Consider the following 22,691-nt stretch of genomic DNA (forward strand, 5'->3'; position numbering starts at 1 on the left):
CCAGCATTAACTAGCAGTATAAAATAAAGTGAAACTTTAATCAGTGGAGGTTTTCTTCATCCCCTACTGATTATTAGCCTTGACCAATCGGGCCGACAGGCAGTAAAGTTCCCCTTATATACATTCACCTTTCAACAACTGAAGAAAGCGCTTACTATTAACTTTTAAAATATTACTTAATAAGCGAATAACATATACGCCCTATTTTTTCCATTATATTATGATACATCTTATCATCATAAACTAAAGGAAACAACGAGCTTTTTTTGTCATGTTTTGACTAAAAAAAGCAGGTGATGTTTCACCTGCTTTTTTCTTTATTCATTTAATAAGTAATGCTTTCCCTTTACTAAATAAAAAACATTTTCAGCAATATTTGTAATATGGTCTGCTACACGTTCGATATATCTCGCTACAAAGGATAATTGTGTAATTTGTGTAATTGCTTCTGGTTGTTCTGGAACTGAAGATATAAATTCACGAATCGCTTTCCCATATATTTCATCAACAGAATCATCCATTTCGGCAATTTGCTTCGCAAAAGTTAAATTTTCTTGCTCATATGCATCTAGCGCTAACTGTAACATCTTATTTGCAATCGCAAACATCTCATCAAGATTGTGCAAACTAACAGACACGTCTTTTTCCCCGAGACGAATGGTTGATTTCGCAATATTAACAGCATGATCTGCAATCCGTTCTAAATCTGTCGCTGTTTTAATTGAAATGAAAATCCTTCTTAAATCACTCGCTACAGGTTGCTGCTTCGTAATGAGCATAAGCGCAAGATCATTTATTTCCTCTTCTAAATTATCCATACGATAATCACCATCTATTACCTCTAACGCTTTCTCTACATCCTTTTTATGGAGCCCTTCCATAGCAAGCAATAAAGCTTCTCTCGCTAGTTCACCAAGCTCAATCACCTTTTGCTGTAACGTTTTTAAATCACATTGAAATTGTTCTCGTACCATTGTTTCTTCCCCCTTAATATTATGTGCCACTATATATAACTCTCCTACCTAGCCTACTTATAATAAACCTTAAGATAGGAGAAGTATTACTTCTCCTATCTTAAATAAGGTAAAAATAAGAAATACCCTCTGTTAAGAGGGTATTTGCTCTTAGCCTTGCTAGCGACATCAACCGAATCGGCCTGTAATATAATCTTCTGTACGCTTATCTGAAGGTGTCGTAAATAATTTATTTGTATCTGTATACTCCACAACTTCTCCACTTAAGAAGAAAGCAGTTTTATCTGAAATACGCGCAGCTTGTTGCATGTTATGCGTTACGATAACGATACTAAAATCTTTCTTTAACTCTTGAATTAATTCTTCTACTTTTAATGTTGAAATTGGATCTAGTGCTGATGTTGGCTCATCCATTAAAATAACGTCTGGTTCAATCGCTAAACAACGTGCAATACATAGACGCTGTTGCTGTCCACCAGATAAACCGTATGCATTATCATGCAAACGATCTTTTAACTCATCCCAAATCGCTGCTCCACGTAAACTTTTTTCAACAATTTCATCTAACGTTTTCTTGTCGCTAATCCCATGAATTTTCGGGCCATATGCTACATTTTCATAAATAGATTTTGGAAATGGATTTGGTTTTTGAAACACCATTCCTACATGTGTTCGTAATTCTTCAACTGGATATGATTTATCAAATATATTGCGCTCTCTATATTCAATTACGCCTGTAGTTCGCACGATTGGTACTAACTCTACCATACGATTTAATGTTTTTAAGTACGTTGATTTACCACAACCACTTGGCCCGATAATTGCTGTAACTTCATTCTCATGAATACTTAAGTTAATATCTTTTAAAGCATGGTCTTCTCCATACCATAAATTTAAGTTTTTCGTATCAAATACTACTTTCTTTGGCGCAGTCTCGATTTTCTCCTCGTTTTTCACCTGTACATTTACTACTGTTGCTACCATTTGAATTCCCCTTTCATCCATTTCCAACTTATTTTCGATTTCGTAACCATAGGACAACTATATTGATCAAGAGCAACAAACCTAACAAAACAATCATCCCAGCAGCTGCTACATACTGAAATTCTTCCTGTGGTCTACTCATCCAATTAAAAATTTGAATTGGTAAAACTGTAAATCTATCAAACATACTAAACGGAACATAATTTGCAAATGCAAGTGCCCCGATAACTAATAACGGTGCCGCTTCTCCAATCGCTCTTGATATCGCTAACGTACAACCTGTTATAATTCCTGGGAACGCATATGGCAATACAACTTGATACATCGTTTGCCACTTCGTAGCACCTAACCCGTAAGAAGCTTCTAATAATGACCTCGGTACAGATCGTATCGCTTCTTGACTCGCTACAACAACTGTCGGTAAGACGAGTAAGCTCATCGTCAGTGCCGCTGCAATAATACTCTCACCTAAGTGAAGAGCGTATACAAAAATGGTTAAGCCGAGTAATCCAAATACGACGGAAGGTACTCCCGCTAACGTTTGATTATTAATTTCTATTACCTTTTTAAATATAGATTCCTTCGCATATTGCTCTAAATAAAGAGCAGTTCCGACCCCAAATATAAAGGAGAGTGGTATAACAATACTCATAAATAATATTGTTCCTGACAAAGCTGCAGCAATCCCAGCTTCTTTCGGATTACGCGAAGCGAAGTTTGTAAAGAAATCTAACGAAAGGTAACTGACACCTTTTTCAAAAATTTGAAAAAGCAAAATAAGCAGGATTACTATTGAAAACAAAATTGCCATATAAAATAACAATTTGTAAATTCGATCTTTAAAAAAACGTGATGCCATATTTTCTTGTATTTTTTTATGATTCAACATGCGCATATTATGTCACCCTCCTAAAGCGGCGCATAATAAACTGCGAAATGATGTTCATTATAAAAGTAAACAAGAATAACGTTGCGCCTACAGCGTACATGCTGTAATAAGTAATTGTTCCATGCGGAGCATCACCTAAACTCACTTGCACAATATAAGCTGTTAACGTTTGAATAGAGTGTGTCGGATCGAGAGATACGTTCGGTGTGGACCCTGCTGCAATTACAACGATCATCGTTTCACCGATCGCTCTTGAAGCAGCTAATATAATCGCTGCCATAATCCCTGCGAAAGCTGAAGGAAACACGACTTGTTTTACCATCTCAAATCGAGTTGCTCCAAGTGCCAACGAAGCTTCTTTCGTTCCTTTTGCTACAGCTCTCATTGCATCTTCAGACAGAGATGCAATTGTAGGTATCATCATAAAGCCAATAACAATACCTGGACTAATCGCATTAAAAAACTGTAAATCAGGTATAATCCGTTGTAAAAGCGGTGTAACAACTGTTAATGCAAAAAAGCCATATACAATTGTCGGGATACCTGCTAATAGTTCTAACATCGGTTTTAATACTTTTCTTACACTGTTTGAAGCATATTCACTTAAAAATACGGCACACGCTAAACCGATAGGAACTGCTACGCACATAGCGATTGCTGTTACAAGTACCGTTCCACATATAAGTGGTAATATACCGAATTTAGGATTTTCAAAAAAAGGTAACCATTCTTTCTCTGTCAAAAAGGAGAGCAATGATATTTTTTTAAAAAACATTATTGTTTCATTAGAAAGCGTAAAAATAATTCCAAGTGTCGTCGCAATAGACACGCTAGCAATTATTTTTAGTAATAATGGAACGATTCGATTGATTCGCTGCGTTTTTTTTCTATGTTTTGTATTTCTTTCAATCAAATGTTGTACAGAAAATGTAATTTGACTTTTGTCATTATAAGCCAAAGATGAAAACCCCTTTCCACCCTGACATTACCTTTTTATTTCTGTTAACATCCGCAGCTGTTCATTGTATTTTTCTTTTGGTAATTTTACATATCCAACCTCTTCAGCAAGATTACCAACATGCTGAATCATAAACTCAATATAATTTGCTACATTCATTTTATTTCGGATAGATGCATGATTCACATAAGCGAATAGCGACCTAGATAACGGCTTATACTCACCTGATTGGATGGTATCTTTCGTCGGAAGTACACCATTCACTTTTATTGCTCTCACCTTATCTCGATTGGCCATATAATAAGCATATCCTACAAAACCAATGGCATTTTTATCATTCATTACCCCTTGCATAATAACTTGATCATCTTCAGACAAAGAGACTTTTTTTACAATGCGACTTTTTTGTAAGATGACATTTTGAAAATAATCATACGTACCAGAGTCTACACCTGGCGCATAAAACTTTACCTGTTCACGTGGCCATGATGAATGAATTTGTGACCATCGCTTTTCACTTTCATCTTCACTCCATAATAGACGTAACTCGTCTACCGTCATATTATCTACCCAAGTATTTTGACGGTTCACAACGATCGTAAGGCCGTCATAAGCGACTTCAAACGGTGTAAACTGAATGGAGTTTTTCTTCATTTCATTTTCTTCCACTTGTTTCATTACTCTCGAAGCATTATTTATATCTACTTCTCCTTTACTGAAACGATTAAATCCTCCTCCTGTCCCAGAAACACTGATGGAAATTTTCACGTTTGGATGCACCTTTGTATATTCCTCCGCTACTGCTTCTATAATAGGAAAAACCGTTGAGGATCCATCAACTCTCACTTCTCCCATTTCATTCACAGCAAATGCAGTAGACGTGCCAACATAAAAGAAACATGTCGACAGTATGAAAACTTTAATTGATGCACTTATCCATTTCACGTGTTCTTCCTCCTAGAAGTAACCGGAAATAACAGGATTACAGATATAAGAATACTGCTAAACTATTAATTCGGTTTTAATTGTTTGTAAAAGTTTTGTAAAGTTCCACAAGAATCAACATTAGGTAAATTATTAATCCGTAGCCACTGTTCATCTTCACTGAGGATTGGTCCATAACTTCCATAGTGAATGCATACGTATTATTTGCAAGGTCCCTTAAAATTCCGATATGATCTGCTTGTCCACTTTATTAAAACGTATGCATGAATCAAAAAAAAAAGCACACTATCTTTTCAGATAGTGTGCTTTTTTTACAACTTTTTTATTCATCATCTTGCTTTTTATTTTTCTTATCTATTTCCTCTTGTGTAGCTTCGCCATTTTCTACCTTTTTCAAATCAAAGTACGCGTCCATAATGTCACGACTAATATATCCGTTAATACCTGATTTATCATCTACCCAAGGTACAACAACAGAAAATGCTACTTCAGGGTCTTCAAGTGGCGCATAACCTACTAATGTTAAGTTATATGTTTCTTTACGCTCACCGTTTGCTTTTCTACCAATCTCTTTATCTCCGCCATACACAGTTTGAGCTGTACCTGTTTTACCAGCAGCTTTATATGATGCGCCTGTAAAGTATTTCGCAGCTGTACCACCAGACTCATTAAATACTTGTCTAAATCCTTCCTGAACACGTTTAATTTGTGATTCAGGCATATCAATACGGTTTAGTACTTTTGGTTCCATTGAGTGAACGACTTTTCCAACTTCGCCTTGTTTCGCTTCCGGTTGACGAATTTCTTTTACAACTTGCGGCTGCATACGGTAACCACCATTTGCAATTGTTGAAACATACTGTGCTAATTGAAGTGGTGTATATGTGTCATACTGTCCAATTGATAAATCTAATAAGAAACCAGGCTGATTTCCTCTACCTATTTGACCCGCAGATTCGTTTGGTAAATCGATACCTGTTTTTACACCAAGTCCAAACTGTCCGAAATAATAGCGCATCGTATCAAATGCTTTTTTTGGTACATCTAACGTACCACCTCTCACATATTGAACACCTGCGATATTCATCGCTGTTTTAAACATATATACGTTAGAAGACATTTTTAATGCTGTCAGATCATTAATAGATCCCATCGTCTTCCAAGAAGATTTTTTCGGCGTTCCTTTCAATACGATTGGTTCATCCAGTTGGTAGGAACCCGGTTGAATCGCTTTTGTTTGATATCCTGTAAGTACTGTCGCACCTTTTACAGTTGATCCCATCGGATAAGAACTTGTCATCGTTCCTAATGCGAAATCTTGCACTTTCGTTTCGCCATTTTCTTCCACTAACTGTTTCCCTGCCATAGATAAAACTTCACCATTTTTTGGATTCATCATTACAACGAATGCGCGATCTAAAAGAGGTTGTCCCCCTTTATATCTCAATAAATTTTTCGTGATAATTTCTTCTACACGCTTTTGTAATTCCATATCAATTGTTAAATTCAGATTGTTACCACTTTGCCCTTTTGATACATTAATCGTTTCTAAAATATTACCGTTTTTATCCGTAATATTTCTCACTTCCGCTTTATTACCGTGCAAACTATCTTCATATTGCTGCTCAAGATAACTTTTCCCTACGCGGTCATTTCGATTATAATCACGAACAAGATAGTAATCTAGTCTTTCTCTAGGTAAACCTTCATCAGACGTTGACACGCCGCCAAGTACACTTCGGAATAAATCATCATAAATATACTTTCGATCCCAATCAACATTCGTATCTACACCTGGTAATGTTGCTAGATTTTCACTAATAATCGCATATTCTTGTTCTGTAGCATCCTTTTTAATGACTTGTGGCGTCATCGCATATCCGCCGTCCATTTTGCTTTTAATCGCTAGCACTTCTAAATCTTTTGCGGATAATTGATTCACTTCTTCTTCTGTCACGCGATTTCGTTGACGCTCATCTAATTCTTTATCGTCAATTTTTTTATCTTTAAACTCTTGACGATCTTTTTTCGTAATTTTTTCTTGCGCTTCTTCTTTATGAATAGCAAGCCAATAATCTTTTTTATCGCGATCTGTTAATTTATCTGTCGGTACTTCAATCAAATCTGCTAATCTTTTCGCTGTTTCTAAGCGAGCCTCTGCAGTTGATCCTTTCATTTTTGTAAATGTAATCGTACGTACAGCTGCATTATCTACTACAGCTCGCCCATAACGGTCAAATATTTTCCCACGTGGTACAGGATTACTTATCGTCGAGTTTTCTTTCCTCTCCACTTCATTCTTATATTCCTCACCGCGAACAATTTGTACATAACCAAGCCTTACAATAACCGCGGAGAACATTAAAAACACGCAGAAAAACAGCACGTTTAACCGAAAAGGAACGTGAGTCTTTTTCTTTTGTTGTTTCTGCTTCTTGCCCATACAAACCCCCTCTACCAACAGCTATGTAATTTGAAAGGGACACCTTCATACAGGTGTCCTCACTGCTGTCTTACATCTTTTTCTATTCTAGCATAAAACAAACGATAAGTTAACCTTCTGGTTCTGTTTGATTCTGCGTGGTTCCTTGCGCTACGACACTTGTGTTCCCTGCATTTCCTTCATCATATTTGACATTTTTAACTGCAAAATAAATAAGAAAATGTCCAGCACCTAAAATACATAGTAAGACAGGTAAACTCTTTTCAGGCGGAAAGAATAATACAGCACATAAAAAACTTAAAACTGAACAAATTCTCCCGGCATTTAACCATAATTCTCGGACAACAACATACTCTACACGCCACTCTCTCGCATGTTTCGCTCTACCAATTACATCATATGTCATCGATCCATATGGAACGAGTAAAATAGGGTATGCAATCGCAATGCATGCTGCATAAATAAGTAATTTTGTGTATGTAACATTGAATATAACTAAAAATACAACAGCATATAAAATAATGCCTCCAAGTAAAATTGCTTTTTTTCGCCACTCTTTCTTTAACATACGGGCGACTAAATAGTAACATACAAATGATACAGCAGAATTTACTAAGCTATATTTCCCTAATGCAAGCTCACTATCGGTTGCTAAGTACACATATACTGAAATAACAAAAATGAATGTCCCCTCTCTCAATCCTTGGAAAAAATGAGCGCGTGTAATTCTCCCCCAATTTTTATCAATCCGTCGCTCTTTCAAAACTTGTGTAACCTCATAACGACCTTCACATTCTCTCTTAGATACAAAAAAGCTTAAAACGACAGCAATTGCAAATAACAATAACGAGAGAAAGAATATGACCGTATAACCACTCCACTTCTCCATACGTGAAATTGTGTATCCAGCTGCTATCGGTCCAATCATGCCAGAGAAGGATGTAAGAAGCCCAAGAAACCCATTAAAGAAATCTCTTGTTTCTGGTTCTGTAATCTCAAATGTTAATAAGTTAAACGCGAGCCAGTAAAAACCATATCCGACTCCTAAAAGAGCCCCCATTAATAAAATATAGTGAGAAGCGCTTTTCCCCGCTACTAAAACAACGATAAAAAAAATCGCTAACGTGCCTACGCCTATTCGTAACAAGATCGAGCGATCAATACGCTTCGCTAATTTCCCACCTATAAGAAATGTGAGGGGCTGCAATACAACGCTGGCCAAATTATACAAGCCGAGATTCACATAATTTTGTGTTTGTTTCCATAAATAAATGTTAACAAACGTATTCGATAAAGAAATTGCGAGCGTGTATAAACCTCCAATGAGGAGTAATAACACTAAATCCCGATTCACTTCAACGTCACCAATTATATGTTTCCACTTCATACACAACTCTCCTTTACTTCATGTTCTAGTCTTCCAAAGACAAGCTCAATTATGTAAAAGGAAAGCATAGAAAAAAGCTAGGAGCATTCTCCTAGCTTTTTCTATCGTTATTACAATTATTTTGCTTCTTGGTAACGTTTTTCAGCAGCGTTCCAATCTACAACGTTCCAGAATGCACCGATGTAGTCTGGACGACGGTTTTGATAATTTAAGTAGTAAGCATGTTCCCAAACATCTAAACCGATAACTGGAGTTTTACCTTCAGTTAGAGGAGAATCTTGGTTTGGCGTGCTTGTTACTTCTAACTCACCATTATTTACTACTAACCAAGCCCAACCAGAACCGAAGCGAGTTGCGCCAGCTTTTGCGAATTCTTCTTTGAATGCATCGAAGCTACCAAATTTCGCTTCAATTGCAGTTGCAAGTTCGCCTACTGGTTGTCCGCCGCCGTTTGGAGATAAGATTGTCCAGAAGAATGTGTGGTTAGCATGTCCGCCACCATTGTTACGTACTGCTGTACGGATTGCTTCTGGTACTTCGTTTAAGTTTGCAACTAATTCTTCTACGCTTTTGTCAGCTAATTCTGCATGACCTTCTAAAGCAGCGTTTAAGTTTGTGATGTACGTGTTATGGTGCTTTGTATGATGGATGTTCATTGTTTCTTTGTCAAAGTGAGGCTCTAAAGCATCATACGCATAAGGTAAATTTGGTAATTCGTGTTTTGCCATTGTTATATTCCTCCCAGTTTATGTATTGCCACTTAAGTGACATACAACTACATTCTACCCTAATTGCCATAGGGTGCAAACAAATAAATCACATTGTCTTGCTATCATTAAAGTAGCAAAATTCCCACTTCTTTTCAATTAAAATGCTCATATATTTCATAAAAAAAGCTCCCTTCTACAAGGAAGCTTCCTACTGACATAATAAACAGGTGAAATGGATATGGACCCTGTAGGACTCGAACCTACGACCGGACGGTTATGAGCCGTCTGCTCTAACCAGCTGAGCTAAGGGTCCACAATTATGTATGTAATAATACATCAAATAAAGGAATTCCTATCGGATATACCCTTTAAGAAATGTAAGATAAATTTACCATATAGAAAAGAAAACTGTCAATTGTATTTTTTTCATTTAAAAGAAGAAAATTAATAAAAAGAAATTTAGTTATCGCTACTATATGTAAATATAATATATCTTGAGATTCCCTAGATTCCTACGTTACAATGATTTTATACATACATAAAGGAAGTGAATCTATGTCCATATTTACCCAATTAGTCAAAAGCGTATATTCGCCTAAAGATATGGCGCTATTCCGTTTTCAAAAAATCGGAAAAACCATTTTGTATATTATGCTACTTTGTCTAATCACTACTATTCCAAGAACATTCTTTTACGGTAGCTTTATCCAAGATAGTGTTACTATGGTAAATCAAGCAATTGAAAAAGATTTACCTGATTTTAAAATCGAAAATGGTGAACTAAAAGCTGATATTGAACAACCTATTCAAAAAGAAGAGGGAGATGCTCTTTTCGTATTTGATCCAAATACAACAGATATCGAAAAGTATCAAAATAAAACTGGTTTATTTATTTTAAAAGATAAAGTAGTTTCTATAGGAAATGGCCAGACGCAAACATACTCCTACAATGATTTATTAGGGACATCTCTTGAGAAAAAAGATTTGCAAGATTTCATTTCTGTATTTGATAGTATTTATCCAATTTTATTAGCTGTTATCGGAGTGTTAGTATATCTATTCCAATTGTTCATTACTTTCTTAGGAATTACTTTACTTGCGTTTATCGGTTCTGCTATGAGTGGTCAACGTAAATTATCTTATAAGCAAGTATGGACGTTAACTGCCTACAGCTACACAATTCCAACCATCTTCTTTATGATTATGGATTTATTCAAAATCGTTGTACCTGGCTCAACATTCATTTATATCGCAGTTGTTTTAATTGTCCTATACTTAACAATTAAAGAAGTTCCAAAACCGAACGAAAAAAATGCCTAAATAGGCATTTTTTTTTTGGACAAGCATATATTCCTAGCAAAGGAGTGAAGAATATGAAGAGATTAGGTATATTCTTATTCGTGCTTGTTCTTGGTTATATATTTTATTACGATATAAAAATCGGCACTTTACCGATGTTAAGTTCATATAAAAAGACAAATGCGGCCGAAACGATAAAACAAGAAAGTACAAATACAAAACAAAAGAAAGAAAACAAAGCGGAAAAAGAAACAGATGTCACTTATAAAACAATTGAAGTCAAAACAGGTGATACGGTTCTTTCCATTACAGAAGCGATTAATAAGAAGAAAATTCCTTCTATCGAAAAAGTAATTGATGATTTTAAACAATTAAATAAAAATACACCTGCTACAAAAATACAACTTGGAAAGTCTTATAAATTCCCGTTATATCAATAAGCAATCACTTAATCCTTGTCAATTACATAAAGGCGCTGATACAATAGTAAAAGTGAAACCGAGCACTTCGGTTTCTATAGCCCTGTATCACGTATACTATCATTGATATAAGGGACTAAATAAGAAACTTCTTTTATAAGGAGAGCGATCTATTCGTGAATGAAATGACTCATCGTACAAAAACACGTCCAGTTAAAGTCGGTAATTTAACAATTGGCGGTAATAATGAATTAATTATACAAAGTATGACAACAACAAAAACACATGATGTTGAAGCAACAGTTGCTGAAATTAAACGTTTAGAAGAAGCTGGCTGCCAAGTCGTGCGTGTTGCTGTTCCAGACGAACGCGCAGCAAATGCTATTGCTGATATTAAAAAACAAATCAACATTCCACTTGTTGCTGATATTCATTTTGATTATCGTCTTGCTTTAAAAGCAATTGAAGGCGGCATTGATAAAGTACGTATCAATCCAGGTAACATTGGTCGTCGCCATAAAGTAGAAGCTGTTGTAAATGCAGCAAAAGAACGTGGTATTCCAATCCGTATCGGTGTAAACGCAGGTTCATTAGAGCGTCACATTTTAGAAAAGTACGGATACCCAACTGCAGATGGTATGGTTGAGAGCGCCCTGCATCACATTAAAATTTTAGAGGACTTAGATTTCCATGATATTATCGTATCTATGAAAGCCTCTGATGTTAACTTGGCAATTGAAGCATACGAAAAAGCTGCACGTGCTTTTGATTATCCACTACATTTAGGTATCACAGAATCTGGAACGTTATTTGCCGGAACTGTAAAAAGTGCCGCTGGTCTTGGAGCAATCTTAAGTAAAGGCATCGGAAATACACTACGTATTTCATTAAGTGCTGACCCAGTTGAAGAAGTAAAAGTTGCGCGTGAACTATTAAAGTCATTCGGCCTTGCATCTAATGCAGCAACACTTATTTCTTGTCCAACTTGCGGTCGTATTGAAATTGATTTAATTAGCATCGCTAACGAAGTGGAAGAGTACATTTCTACACTACAAGTACCAATTAAGGTTGCAGTACTTGGCTGCGCCGTAAATGGTCCTGGGGAAGCTCGTGAAGCTGATATCGGTATTGCCGGCGCGCGCGGAGAAGGACTATTATTCCGCAAAGGGCAAGTCGTTCGTAAAGTACCAGAAGAAATAATGGTAGAAGAACTGAAAAAAGAAATCGACGTAATTGCTGCTGAAATGGCTGCTGAACGAGAAAAAGAAAAAGAAAAAGAAACACAAGAACAATAAAAAGAAGGTTGCCCACAACATTTGTGAGCAACCTTCTTTTCTACGTAAAAAAGCTCGTCAGTTATAGAACTAACGAGCTTTTACTTTGCACATTTTGGACAACGTCCGTATATTTCAAACTTATGACCTGTTACTTCATAACCATTAAAATCTTTATTCATAAAATCCATCGGGCAAGAAGTAATCTCTTTCGTCCCTCCGCAATCTAAACAAATAAAATGATGATGATGTTCCATAATAGAACATGTAAAACGAAAATGTTTTTCACCGTTTAATTCCGTTTGTTCTAAAACACCGATTTCAGCAAACACCGTTAAGTTACGATAAATCGTGTCAAAGCTAAGACCTGGATAATCATCCTTCATATGCTCTAAAACGTCCTTCGCTGTTAAATAACGATTGTGAGCTGCAAATAACCTGAGCATTTCTTCCCTTTTCCCAGTATGTTTGTATCCTTTATCTTTCATTAGGCGTAAAGCTTCTGTTAGATTCATATCTATCCCTACTTTATGCAGTTTTTTTCTTCTTCCATAAAATCGCACCAATTAAAATAAGAACCGCTATCATAACAATTGTACCACCTGGTGCTAAATCAAGTTGATACGAAGCAAACATTCCACCAATTACTGCAATTTCACCAAATAAAATGGAGAAGAAAATTGTTTGTTTAAATCCATTTGCAATACGAATACTTGCTGCAACTGGTAATGTCATTAATGATGATACGAGAAGAACCCCTACTACACGCATTGATACTGCAATGACAAGAGCAACCAATATAATGAAAATAAAGTGAATCCACTTTGCACTCAAACCGGTTGATACAGCGTATTCTTCATCAAACGATAGTAAAAATAACTCTTTGTATAATAAAGTAATCGTTACGATAACAACAATTGCTACAATGCCGATAATTATTAAATCCGTACTTGTTACAGCACTTACACTACCAAATAAATAACTAAATAAATCTGTGTTAAACCCATTTGCAAGTGAAATAAAAATAACGCCAATCCCCATTCCTGCTGAAAGAATAATTGGAATTGCTAATTCTTGATAATGTTTATATACAGTACGTAGTTTTTCAATAAGTAACGCCCCACCAATAGAAAAAATCATCCCCATATATAACGGATTTAAAAATCCCCCTGTGAAAATTGTTTTTTCTAGTAGTAAACTTGCAGCAATACCCGATAATGTCACGTGGCTTAATGCATCCGCAATAAGCGACATGCGGCGAATGACAACAAATACACCGATAAGCGGCGCAACAAGTCCTATTAAAATTCCTGCATATAAAGAGTTACGTAAAAAGTCATATTGTAAAAAATCTTGTATCATTATATCCTCCCGTGATGCTCATGCTCGTGTTCTAAACGATGAACATGGTGTCCATATAAGACGGACATTTCTGCATCTTCTAACTCTCGGAACTTTTCTACATTTCCATGGAAATGTAAATGTTTGTTTAAGCATGCAACATGTGTTACTTTCTCGGTAACAGCTCCCATATCATGCGTAACGAGAATTAATGTGATTCCTAGCCTTTTGTTTAAATCCTCTAATATCTCATAAAAACTTTCTACATTCTTCACATCAATTCCAACAGTGGGCTCGTCCAAAATAAGTAATTCAGGATCACTAACGAGCGCACGAGCAATAAATACGCGCTGTTGTTGTCCACCAGAAAGTTCTCCAATATTACGCCCTTGAAACTCACTCATTCCTACATCAGCAATCGCTTTTTCTACCTTTTTCTTATCGTTTTTCGTAAAAAAGCGAAACAGCCCTTTTTTCGAAACGAGTCCCATTGACACAACTTCAAACACAGTTGCCGGAAAACCAGAATTAAAGCTATTTGCCTTTTGCGACACATAACCAACTTTGTTCCATTCTTTAAACTTCTTACTATCAACACCAAACAAACGAATGCTTCCCTGTTTTGGCTTTAAAACGCCTAATAAACATTTTAGCAAAGTGGATTTCCCTGAACCATTTGGCCCAACTAAACCTAAAAAAGCTCCCTTCGGAACTTGCAAATTTATATCTTCTAACACATTTCGATCTTCATATCGAAATGACAATCCTTCTATTTCTAATATATTGTTCATAGCATCTCACCTATTTTAATTCAGAATGATTCCGATTTATATCTATTTGAATTATAGTACAGCTTATTATAGTTGTAAACCAATCTGCCTAAAATATATCTACTTTTTCAAGAAACCTTACTATTATAACAAAAAGCAGAGAAAAATTCTCTGCTTTCAAAAGATATTATAATTAATTTTTTAGTGAATAGCCGATTTAAACTTACCACCATTTGTCTCTTGTGTACTCATAATCGTAACAAACGCATTCGCATCAATTTCATACACAATTGATTTTAACTTTGTCACTTCTAGACGTGTTACCACTGCATAAATAACTTCTTTTTCTTTATCCGTGTAACCGCCTTTCGCTACAAGCTTTGTAGTTCCACGACCAAGACGATGCAAAATCGCATTTGATACTTCCTCATATTGATCTGATACAATTAAAACAGCTTTCGTTTCATCTAAACCTTGAATGACTGTATCAATTGTTTTGAATGCAATGTAGTACGTCATAACAGAATACATCGCTTGTTCCACACCAAATACAAATGCTGCCCATGCAAAAATGAATAAGTTCACAAACATTACAAATTCGCCTACGGAGAAAGGTAATTTTTTCGTTAATAAAATACCCATAATTTCTGTTCCGTCCATTGATCCACCATGACGAATAACAAGCCCTACACCAAGCCCTAAAATAAGACCACCAAACACTGTCGCTAAAATTGGCTCTGTTGTAAATGGCGGAACAGCATGTAACGTTGATTCAATAAACGCTAAAGCTACAATACCGAACGCCGAAGATAACATGAACGTTTTTCCAATTTGCTTATAACCCGAATACATAAATGGGATATTGAGAATAACGACTAAAGTAGAGAAACTTAACCACCAAATATTAGGAGTAAGATAATCTAATATAAGAGAAATACCAATAATTCCACCATCAATAATTTTATTTGGCATTAAAAATAATTCAATCGCTACCGCTGCGCATGCTGCTCCAAAAATAATCATAACTAAACGATACATAAGATGGATAACACTTTCTTTTCGATGTTGCTTCTGCTCCATAAGTCCTCCCTTATACTCTTTTTCTATAGTTTTGTCCTTATATTATAACATACGCTTCTTTTTCTCATGAAAAAAGAAGCTCTATATGAATATGTACAAGCTACGTACTCATATATTTCGATAGAAGAACGTGTGAAGGAGGATAACTCGATGAACCTCATTAAACAACTTGTAAATAAAAAATTAAATCATATTTCTACAAAGGAATTATTGAAATATAGTAAAGAATATGATGTTCCAATTACGACTGCACAAGCTGATCAAATTGTTGGACTTATGAAAGGAAAGAATATTAACATTTACGATAATGACGAACGACTAGCGCTCTTAAAACAAATAGCTCAAGTAACCTCGCCCGCTACTGCCCAACAAGTAAATACTTTATTTCAACAACTACTAAAATAAGGAGGGGATATTCCCCTCCTTATTGCTTATTGCGCTTTAATTTTCTCAAGAAGCCCTTCATCAAAAGTACCATTTTTCAGCATTTCGATTTCCAATTTATATGGCGGCTTCTTGTCCTTTTTATCTTCACCTACATATGGTGTTTCCAGAATTTTTGGTACGTGCATTAATTGCGGATGATGCACAATATGATGCAATGCTTTATAACCGATATGACCGAAACCGATATTTTCATGACGGTCCTTTCCTGCGCCGCGTACATTTTTACTATCATTAATATGAAGTACTTGTAAACGATCGATACCAACAATCTTATCAAATTCGTTTAATACACCGTCAAAGTCATTTACAATGTCATATCCTGCATCGTGCGTATGACACGTGTCAAAGCATACCGATAGTTTTTCATTATATGTTACACCATCAATAATTTTTGCAATTTCTTCAAAGCTACGGCCGCATTCTGTTCCTTTTCCTGCCATCGTTTCTAACGCAATGTTCACCGTCTGATCTGGCGTTAATACTTCATTCAGTCCTTTAATAATTTGTTGAATGCCAGCTTCTGCCCCTGCACCAACGTGCGCACCTGGGTGAAGAACGATTTGTTTTGCCACACCTAATGCTGATGTTCTTTCAATTTCCATACGAAGGAAATCTACACCTAATTGGAATGTTTCTGGCTTCGTCGTATTTCCAACATTAATAATATATGGCGCATGTACGATAATCTCTTCGATACCGTTTTGTTCCATATGTTTTCTTCCTGCTTCTATATTCAATTCTTCAATTGGTTTTCTTCTCGTATTTTGCGGTGCACCTGTATAAATCATAAACGTCGTTGCACCGTATGAAACAGCCTCTTCACTTGCTGCTAATAACATTTTCTTACCACTCATAGAAACATGAGATCCAATCTTTAACATACAATCACCTCTTCAATATACAATAGATATAATGATAGCATAATTTGTAGAAATATGTAGTGAATTGTTTGTTCACAAAAAACGCACTACATAAATTTATACGACTATTTAAACAGACTATACTCTTCATTTACATTATCTAGATGAAGCGAAACTTTAATCAATATTTTCTATCCATATTGATTACGGCTCTCACAAATAGCTGGATAAAAAAAGATAAGGGAAATCCCTTATCTTTTTTTATTGCTATATTTTCTTTTCACTTTGTCACGTTCTGTTGCAAGTTTACGTTTATAGTTTGGTTTTACTTTTTTCGGTTTTTTAACAACTTTCGTTGCCATAACATCAAGTTCATCATTTGGTTTTTTACGGCTCTTACGACGACGACGTTCACCTAAATCTGCCCACTCATCTCCACGTAAATCTACATGTTTAAACTCGATATGACGTTGTTTTTCTAAACTATCTAACGCTTCTTCGTTTGCTGGATCATAAATCGTCACTGCAATACCTGAATAGCCTGCACGTGCTGTTCTTCCCACTCGGTGAACGAAGAAATCTAAATCTGATGGAAGTTCGTAGTTAATAACATGACTAATTCCTTCAATATCAATACCACGAGCTGCTAAATCAGTTGCAACAATATATTGGAATTCAAGGTCACGAATTTGTTTCATCATTTTTTTACGATCACGAGGTGATAAATCTCCGTGAATTCGTCCAACTTTTAAGCCGCGTTCCGTTAATCCGTCAGCAACTTGATCTGCCATTTTCTTCGTATTCGTGAAAACAACTGCTAAATACGGCTTAAATTGTAGCAACATTCTTTTCACTAAATCAATTTTGTTACGATGTTTAGAAGGCACTAAATAATGCTCGATATTTCCAGCCGCAACTTGTTTTGGATTGATATGAATATGCTCTGGATTCTCCATGTATTTCTTCAGAAACGGTTTTAGTTTTTGAGGAATTGTTGCAGAGAAAACTAACATTTGCAAGTTTTTAGGCATGCGTGCTGCAATCTTATCTACATCATGAATGAATCCCATATCAAGCATTAAGTCTGCTTCATCGACAATAATTGTATTTGCTTTATGAACAAACAGTGCTTGTTCTTCTACTAAGTCTTTAATACGTCCTGGTGTTCCAACTACAATATGAGGTTGTTTTTTCAACTTTTCAATTGATCGTTGTTTATCAGTTCCACCAATTAAACAACGTGCTGTAATCATTTGATCTTCCGCACAGAACTTTGTTAATTTCACGATTTCTTCGTAAATTTGTTGTGCTAACTCACGAGTAGGCGCTGTAATAACAAGTTGTACTTCTTCACGACCTGGGTTAATTCTGTTCAATGTAGGAAGTAAGTATGCATGTGTTTTCCCAGAACCTGTTTGGGATTGTCCAATTACACTTACACCTTTTTTCACGACCGGGAAAATTTTCTGTTGAATTCCTGTCGGCTCTGTAAAGCGTAGTTCACGAACTGCATCTATTAAAAATGGTTTAAAATCATACTGTGTAAAAGTTTGTTGTGTCATAAGTTACACCTTCTTTCTAAATTTCTACTGCGCGCACAAATCAGTCAAGTCTACATTATATCGAAATCTACAAGTAAAATCCATCTTTAGTTTAGGTTTTTACTTCAAAAACTAACCTTCTTCCCTCTTATTGCATATTGTATGTGTATATACCTAACTGAAGAAAGGAGGATTTCTCACATGTTTCCAAAATCCCCCATGAGGCAAATGTATCCGAATCCAGGGCAGCAACCTTATACACCATATCCAATTCCACAACTACCACCGATGGCACAAAAAAAGAAAGGATTTCTTGCTAAACTCTTTAAAAAACACGATCCAACCGAAGCTTTCATGCAAATGGTTCCGCCTTATCGACAAATGGAAGGACCGCCAATGATGCACCAGCAACCGCCACCTCAATATCGACAGCAATATCAGCAACAATACCAACACCAATACCCGCAACAATATCAACAGCAATATCAACCATACATGCAGCAGCATCCCGAGCAAATGATCCCTCCTCAAATGTATGAATCAAACGACACGCGCGGCGGTGCAGCAACTACAGACACATCAAGTAGCGGCATCGGTAGTTTTTTTTCGAATTTAATTTCGAATCCAACTAATATGATAAATAATATCGAAAAAGTATCACAAGTCGTTCAATCTGTAAGCCCTGTCGTCGAACAGTACGGTCCCATTATACGTAACCTACCAAGCATTGTTAAAATTCTAACCTCTGGAAAAAGTACGGAAGAAAATCCAACCGAAGATCAAACTGAAGACGTAACAGAAAAGGTTGAGGTAGCAACTCCACATCCTCCATCCAAAAAAAGAAAAAGAAAAAAAATGGTGATTGAGCCAGTCATAGAAAAAGAAGTACGAGAGGAGCCTGTTCAAAAAATAGCAACAAAACCAAAACTATATGTGTAACAATCCTTTGTTTTCTATCCACTCCTCCTTTATAATGTAAAAGACTATGCACAAAAGTATCCCTTGTTTAGAAGGAGAGGATTACTCGTATGAAAATTGTTAAAATTTCCCCTCGTGGTTATTGCTACGGTGTTGTGGACGCGATGGTTATTGCACGTAACGCCGCATTAGATACATCATTACCAAGACCTATTTACATTTTAGGTATGATTGTTCACAACAAACATGTAACAGATGCGTTCGAAGAAGATGGCATCATCACACTAGATGGTCCAAGTCGATTAGACATTTTAGATAAAATCGATTCTGGTACTGTTATTTTCACTGCACACGGTGTTTCTCCAGAAGTTAAACAACGTGCAAAAGAAAAAGGTTTAACAACAATCGATGCCACTTGCCCAGATGTTACAAAAACACATGACCTTATTGAAGCAAAGAAAGCTGAAGGTTACCATGTCATTTATATTGGCAAAAAAAATCATCCAGAACCAGAAGGCGCAGTTGGTATCGCACCTGACATCGTTCATCTTATCGAAAGAGCCGATGATTTAAAAACATTAGAAATTCCAACGGATAAAATTTTAGTTACAAATCAAACAACGATGAGTCAATGGGATGTTCAACATTTAATGGAGGACATTCAGAAGAAATTCCCAACAGCAGAGTTCCATAAGGAAATTTGTTTAGCAACTCAAGTTCGCCAAGAAGCGGTTGCCAAACAAGCTGATGTTGCAGACTTAACAATTGTTGTTGGTGACCCGAAAAGTAATAACTCAAACCGTTTAGCACAAGTATCGCAAGAAATCGCTGGTACGAAAGCATACCGCGTTGCGGACGTAAGTGAAATCAAATTAGAATGGCTACAAGGTGTCGAGAACGTAGCTGTTACAGCAGGCGCTTCTACTCCAACACCAATTACAAAAGAGGTTATCGCTTTCTTAGAGCAATATGACCCAATGAATCCTGCTACATGGGAAAGAGTTCGAAAAGTACCGTTACAAAAAATATTACCTCGTGTAAAAGTGAAAAAAGAACAATAATAAAAACCGTTGCCTATATGAGCAACGGTTTTTTATTTTTCTTATACAAATGTAAATGGATCTGTATGTAACTGCGAAGCATGAATATGTACATTCAGTTTCTTTGCATCTGCTTTTTCTTGTAATTGCTTTTGTACACCTTGCTTCATTACCTTTTCAACGTTATGTCCTGGGTCGACGATATTTAAACCGAGCATCATCGCATCATGGGCAACATGATAATACATGTCACCTGTTACATATACATCCGCACCTTTAAATTTAGCTTGATTGATGTATTTGTTACCATCGCCACCAAGTACAGCTACTTTGCGCACTTTATCATCTAATTTCCCAACAACTCGCGCACCCTTTACATCTAACGATTGCTTTACATGTTCCGCAAACTGTCCAAGTGTCATTTCTTCTTGTAAATACCCTATTTTTCCAAGCCCTAACGTTTCACCTTTGTTATCAAGTGGATACACATCATAGGCTACTTCTTCATATGGATGTGCTGTTACCATTGCTTTAATCACTTTTCGTTGTAATGAAGCTGGAATAATCGTTTCGATCCGCACTTCTTCTACGCGCTCTAACTGTCCAGTTTCCCCGATATAAGGATTTGTCCCCTCTTGAGGTACAAACGTACCTGTACCCTCGCTATTAAACGTACAGTGACTATAATTGCCGATATGACCAGCACCTGCGTCTCCTAATGCTTTTCGTACTTCTTCTGCATGAGTTTCAGGCACAAACACAACAATTTTTTTCATTTCTTCTGCATATGTCGGTGCCAAAACTTCTGTATTTTGCAATCCTAACGCCTCAGCAAGTAAATCATTTACCCCGCCCTTAGCAACATCCACATTTGTATGTGCGGCATAGATTGCAATATCATTTTTAATACACTTTTCAATAATTTTCCCATATGCCTTATCTGTATGAATCGCTTTTAGCGGGTTAAAAATTAAAGGATGATGCGCAATAATGACATTCGCTCCTAATTGAATTGCTTCATCCACAACTTCTTCCGTTACATCTAACGCAATTAATACGTGCTGCACGGGTTTATTAAGCGCTCCAATCTGCAAGCCAATCTTATCTCCTTCCATCGCCAAATGCTTCGGATACATACTTTCAAATAACGAAATAATTTCATGGCCATTTGGAATTTTACTCATGATAAAACCTCCCCTATCATTTTCATTTTCGCTTCTACTTCCGCACGCTTCGCTTTTGTTTCTTCAGAATCAGCCGCACGTTCTAACTGCTTTAAAATATTTTGGAAGTTTTTTAATTCTCCTTCCCACTTTTCAACGAAAGCTTCACTTTTTTCTTTCATTAAAAATGGTCCCATAAATAATTCAGCCTGTTTATTTTCAGAGTAAGGAACCGTGATATTTCCTCGCTCCCCTACTAAAATCTCGTAAATTTTCCCATCTTCTTTTACGATTTTTTCATGGATAAGCTCCCATCCATTCGCAATAAACCATTCACGAATGTGATGCGCTGCAATATTCGGCTGTAAGATTAAACGTGTTACACCTTCTAATTTTTCTTTACCACTTTCTAAAATATCACGAATTAACGCTCCGCCCATTCCGGCAACCGTAATTACATCTACTTCTCCTGGCGCGATAACAGCTAATCCATTCCCTTTACGCACATCTACTTTATCTTGTAAGCCACTTTCAGCTACAGTTGCCTGCGCAGAGCGAAATGGTCCATCTACAACCTCTCCAGCAACTGCTTTAGTAGCAATATTATTTATAATTGTATAACACGGTAAATACGCATGATCCGATCCAATATCGGCAACTGTAGATCCTACTGGTATTTCACGCACAACTTCTTCTAATCGTTTTGAAAGCTTTACTTCATTCATGTATTTCCATTACTCCTTCTCTTGTCAGTCTGTCTCCATGATAATGAATTTATAGTAGTTGTTGCAAGCCTATAACAACAATTCACTTCTCTATCATTCATCGTATTTTAGAAAATATAGAAAAACAAGCCTTTTGCTTAAGCAAAAGGCTTGTCATACGGAACTTTATTTTTTCTTCGATAACCAATCAGCTACTTTAGCGGCTTGATCAGCTGGAACTATATTCGGTGGCATATTTCCTTTTCCTTTCGAAAGAATTTCTTTAATTTCATCCTTTGAAAGTTTCCCACCAATTTTTTGTAAATTAGGTCCTACCGCCCCTTGTAACTGATCACCGTGGCAGCTCGTACAGCTTTGCTTCACAATATCCTCTGGCTTGGATGCTGTTTGTGCTGGCTTCCCGCCATTTTTTGCATCAGCTAACTCTTTAGATTTATTTAGCCCCTGAAATGAAAATACAAACATAACGATAATACCCAATGCTGCAATAAGAGCGAACGGAATCAGCGGATTACGTTTCATAT

23 protein-coding genes and 1 tRNA gene are annotated in these 22,691 nt (G+C 36.3%); 6 read left to right on the plus strand and 18 right to left on the minus strand.

The features are described from left to right. Positions 1 to 317 precede the first annotated feature (317 nt). From phoU to ACTFR9_RS13810, 9 genes are all read right to left on the minus strand, one after another. On the minus strand, positions 318 to 974 hold the full coding sequence (gene phoU, locus ACTFR9_RS13770; RefSeq protein ID WP_000251231.1) for a phosphate signaling complex protein PhoU: 657 nt from the start codon (positions 972 to 974) through the stop codon (positions 318 to 320). A 168-nt stretch (positions 975 to 1,142) separates the two neighbouring features. After that, positions 1,143 to 1,958 (minus strand): phosphate ABC transporter ATP-binding protein, encoded by an 816-nt coding sequence (gene pstB, locus ACTFR9_RS13775; RefSeq protein WP_000226683.1) that lies wholly within the window; start codon positions 1,956 to 1,958, stop codon positions 1,143 to 1,145. Positions 1,959 to 1,986: 28 nt separating this feature from the next. Further along, positions 1,987 to 2,853 (minus strand): phosphate ABC transporter permease PstA, encoded by an 867-nt coding sequence (gene pstA, locus ACTFR9_RS13780; protein ID WP_001242539.1) that lies wholly within the window; start codon positions 2,851 to 2,853, stop codon positions 1,987 to 1,989. Position 2,854: 1 nt separating this feature from the next. Beyond that, positions 2,855 to 3,805 (minus strand): phosphate ABC transporter permease subunit PstC, encoded by a 951-nt coding sequence (pstC, locus tag ACTFR9_RS13785; RefSeq protein ID WP_000323875.1) that lies wholly within the window; start codon positions 3,803 to 3,805, stop codon positions 2,855 to 2,857. A 27-nt stretch (positions 3,806 to 3,832) separates the two neighbouring features. Continuing rightward, positions 3,833 to 4,750, minus strand: a complete 918-nt coding sequence (gene phoX / locus ACTFR9_RS13790) for a phosphate ABC transporter substrate-binding protein PhoX (RefSeq protein ID WP_000871259.1) — start codon at positions 4,748 to 4,750, stop codon at positions 3,833 to 3,835. A gap of 322 nt (positions 4,751 to 5,072) precedes the next feature. Continuing rightward, a complete protein-coding gene (locus ACTFR9_RS13795) occupies positions 5,073 to 7,193 on the minus strand; it encodes a peptidoglycan D,D-transpeptidase FtsI family protein (protein ID WP_000516826.1) in 2,121 nt (706 codons plus the stop codon). A 109-nt stretch (positions 7,194 to 7,302) separates the two neighbouring features. After that, entirely contained in the window at positions 7,303 to 8,580 is a 1,278-nt protein-coding gene (locus ACTFR9_RS13800) for an MFS transporter (RefSeq protein WP_076855580.1), read from the minus strand. Between the two features lie 116 nt (positions 8,581 to 8,696). After that, the gene (gene sodA / locus ACTFR9_RS13805; protein ID WP_001052031.1) at positions 8,697 to 9,308 is read right to left on the minus strand and encodes a superoxide dismutase [Mn]; all 612 of its coding nucleotides are present in this window, start codon (positions 9,306 to 9,308) and stop codon (positions 8,697 to 8,699) included. A 221-nt stretch (positions 9,309 to 9,529) separates the two neighbouring features. Next, positions 9,530 to 9,603: transfer RNA gene (locus ACTFR9_RS13810), tRNA-Ile, on the minus strand. A gap of 242 nt (positions 9,604 to 9,845) precedes the next feature. On the opposite strand from ACTFR9_RS13810, the gene ACTFR9_RS13815 reads away from it, so the two are divergent. The 3 genes from ACTFR9_RS13815 (at position 9,846) to ispG (ending at position 12,303) form a co-directional block, all read left to right on the plus strand. Continuing rightward, entirely contained in the window at positions 9,846 to 10,610 is a 765-nt protein-coding gene (locus ACTFR9_RS13815) for a DUF1189 domain-containing protein (protein WP_000021910.1), read from the plus strand. A gap of 53 nt (positions 10,611 to 10,663) precedes the next feature. Further along, positions 10,664 to 11,029, plus strand: a complete 366-nt coding sequence (locus ACTFR9_RS13820) for a hypothetical protein (RefSeq protein ID WP_000825406.1) — start codon at positions 10,664 to 10,666, stop codon at positions 11,027 to 11,029. A 164-nt stretch (positions 11,030 to 11,193) separates the two neighbouring features. Then, positions 11,194 to 12,303: a flavodoxin-dependent (E)-4-hydroxy-3-methylbut-2-enyl-diphosphate synthase gene (gene ispG, locus ACTFR9_RS13825; protein ID WP_130777227.1), complete on the plus strand. Its 1,110-nt coding sequence runs from the start codon at positions 11,194 to 11,196 to the stop codon at positions 12,301 to 12,303. Positions 12,304 to 12,383: 80 nt separating this feature from the next. Here the strand turns inward: ispG and ACTFR9_RS13830 are convergent, their stop codons facing one another. From ACTFR9_RS13830 to ACTFR9_RS13845, 4 genes are all read right to left on the minus strand, one after another. After that, on the minus strand, positions 12,384 to 12,797 hold the full coding sequence (locus ACTFR9_RS13830; RefSeq protein ID WP_001054512.1) for a Fur family transcriptional regulator: 414 nt from the start codon (positions 12,795 to 12,797) through the stop codon (positions 12,384 to 12,386). Positions 12,798 to 12,810: 13 nt separating this feature from the next. After that, the gene (locus ACTFR9_RS13835) at positions 12,811 to 13,644 is read right to left on the minus strand and encodes a metal ABC transporter permease (protein WP_000613823.1); all 834 of its coding nucleotides are present in this window, start codon (positions 13,642 to 13,644) and stop codon (positions 12,811 to 12,813) included. Then, positions 13,644 to 14,414 carry a metal ABC transporter ATP-binding protein gene (locus tag ACTFR9_RS13840; protein ID WP_001059652.1) on the minus strand — a complete coding sequence of 257 codons (771 nt, stop codon included), beginning with the start codon at positions 14,412 to 14,414 and terminating at the stop codon, positions 13,644 to 13,646. Before ACTFR9_RS13840 ends, ACTFR9_RS13835 begins: the two co-directional genes overlap by 1 nt. Before the next feature lie 180 nt (positions 14,415 to 14,594). Beyond that, a complete protein-coding gene (locus tag ACTFR9_RS13845; protein WP_000435966.1) occupies positions 14,595 to 15,473 on the minus strand; it encodes a YitT family protein in 879 nt (292 codons plus the stop codon). A 150-nt stretch (positions 15,474 to 15,623) separates the two neighbouring features. Between ACTFR9_RS13845 and ACTFR9_RS13850 the strand changes: the two genes are divergently transcribed. Then, positions 15,624 to 15,878, plus strand: a complete 255-nt coding sequence (locus tag ACTFR9_RS13850; protein ID WP_001048963.1) for a DUF2624 domain-containing protein — start codon at positions 15,624 to 15,626, stop codon at positions 15,876 to 15,878. A 26-nt stretch (positions 15,879 to 15,904) separates the two neighbouring features. On the opposite strand, the gene ACTFR9_RS13855 is transcribed toward ACTFR9_RS13850, so the two are convergent. Both ACTFR9_RS13855 and ACTFR9_RS13860 read right to left on the minus strand, forming a co-directional pair. Then, complete coding sequence (locus ACTFR9_RS13855) at positions 15,905 to 16,801, minus strand: deoxyribonuclease IV (protein WP_076855579.1); 897 nt, start codon at positions 16,799 to 16,801, stop codon at positions 15,905 to 15,907. Positions 16,802 to 17,031: 230 nt separating this feature from the next. Beyond that, positions 17,032 to 18,342: a DEAD/DEAH box helicase gene (locus ACTFR9_RS13860; protein ID WP_000194027.1), complete on the minus strand. Its 1,311-nt coding sequence runs from the start codon at positions 18,340 to 18,342 to the stop codon at positions 17,032 to 17,034. Between the two features lie 180 nt (positions 18,343 to 18,522). On the opposite strand from ACTFR9_RS13860, the gene ACTFR9_RS13865 reads away from it, so the two are divergent. Together ACTFR9_RS13865 and ACTFR9_RS13870 are read left to right on the plus strand one after the other, a co-directional pair. Beyond that, positions 18,523 to 19,260 carry a YqfQ family protein gene (locus ACTFR9_RS13865; protein WP_229136240.1) on the plus strand — a complete coding sequence of 246 codons (738 nt, stop codon included), beginning with the start codon at positions 18,523 to 18,525 and terminating at the stop codon, positions 19,258 to 19,260. Positions 19,261 to 19,349: 89 nt separating this feature from the next. Next, positions 19,350 to 20,300 (plus strand): 4-hydroxy-3-methylbut-2-enyl diphosphate reductase, encoded by a 951-nt coding sequence (locus ACTFR9_RS13870; protein WP_000706669.1) that lies wholly within the window; start codon positions 19,350 to 19,352, stop codon positions 20,298 to 20,300. Positions 20,301 to 20,341: 41 nt separating this feature from the next. Here the strand turns inward: ACTFR9_RS13870 and ACTFR9_RS13875 are convergent, their stop codons facing one another. From ACTFR9_RS13875 to cccA, 3 genes are all read right to left on the minus strand, one after another. Then, on the minus strand, positions 20,342 to 21,463 hold the full coding sequence (locus tag ACTFR9_RS13875) for a Nif3-like dinuclear metal center hexameric protein (RefSeq protein ID WP_000036211.1): 1,122 nt from the start codon (positions 21,461 to 21,463) through the stop codon (positions 20,342 to 20,344). After that, positions 21,460 to 22,167, minus strand: a complete 708-nt coding sequence (locus ACTFR9_RS13880; RefSeq protein WP_001006536.1) for a tRNA (adenine(22)-N(1))-methyltransferase — start codon at positions 22,165 to 22,167, stop codon at positions 21,460 to 21,462. Before ACTFR9_RS13880 ends, ACTFR9_RS13875 begins: the two co-directional genes overlap by 4 nt. 165 nt (positions 22,168 to 22,332) lie before the next feature. After that, entirely contained in the window at positions 22,333 to 22,689 is a 357-nt protein-coding gene (cccA, locus tag ACTFR9_RS13885; RefSeq protein ID WP_000828145.1) for a cytochrome c550, read from the minus strand. Positions 22,690 to 22,691: the final 2 nt, after the last annotated feature.

The sequence above is a fragment of the Bacillus cereus group sp. MYBK222-1 genome (assembly GCF_051916425.1).
GTDB classification, from domain to species: domain Bacteria; phylum Bacillota; class Bacilli; order Bacillales; family Bacillaceae_G; genus Bacillus_A; species Bacillus_A paranthracis.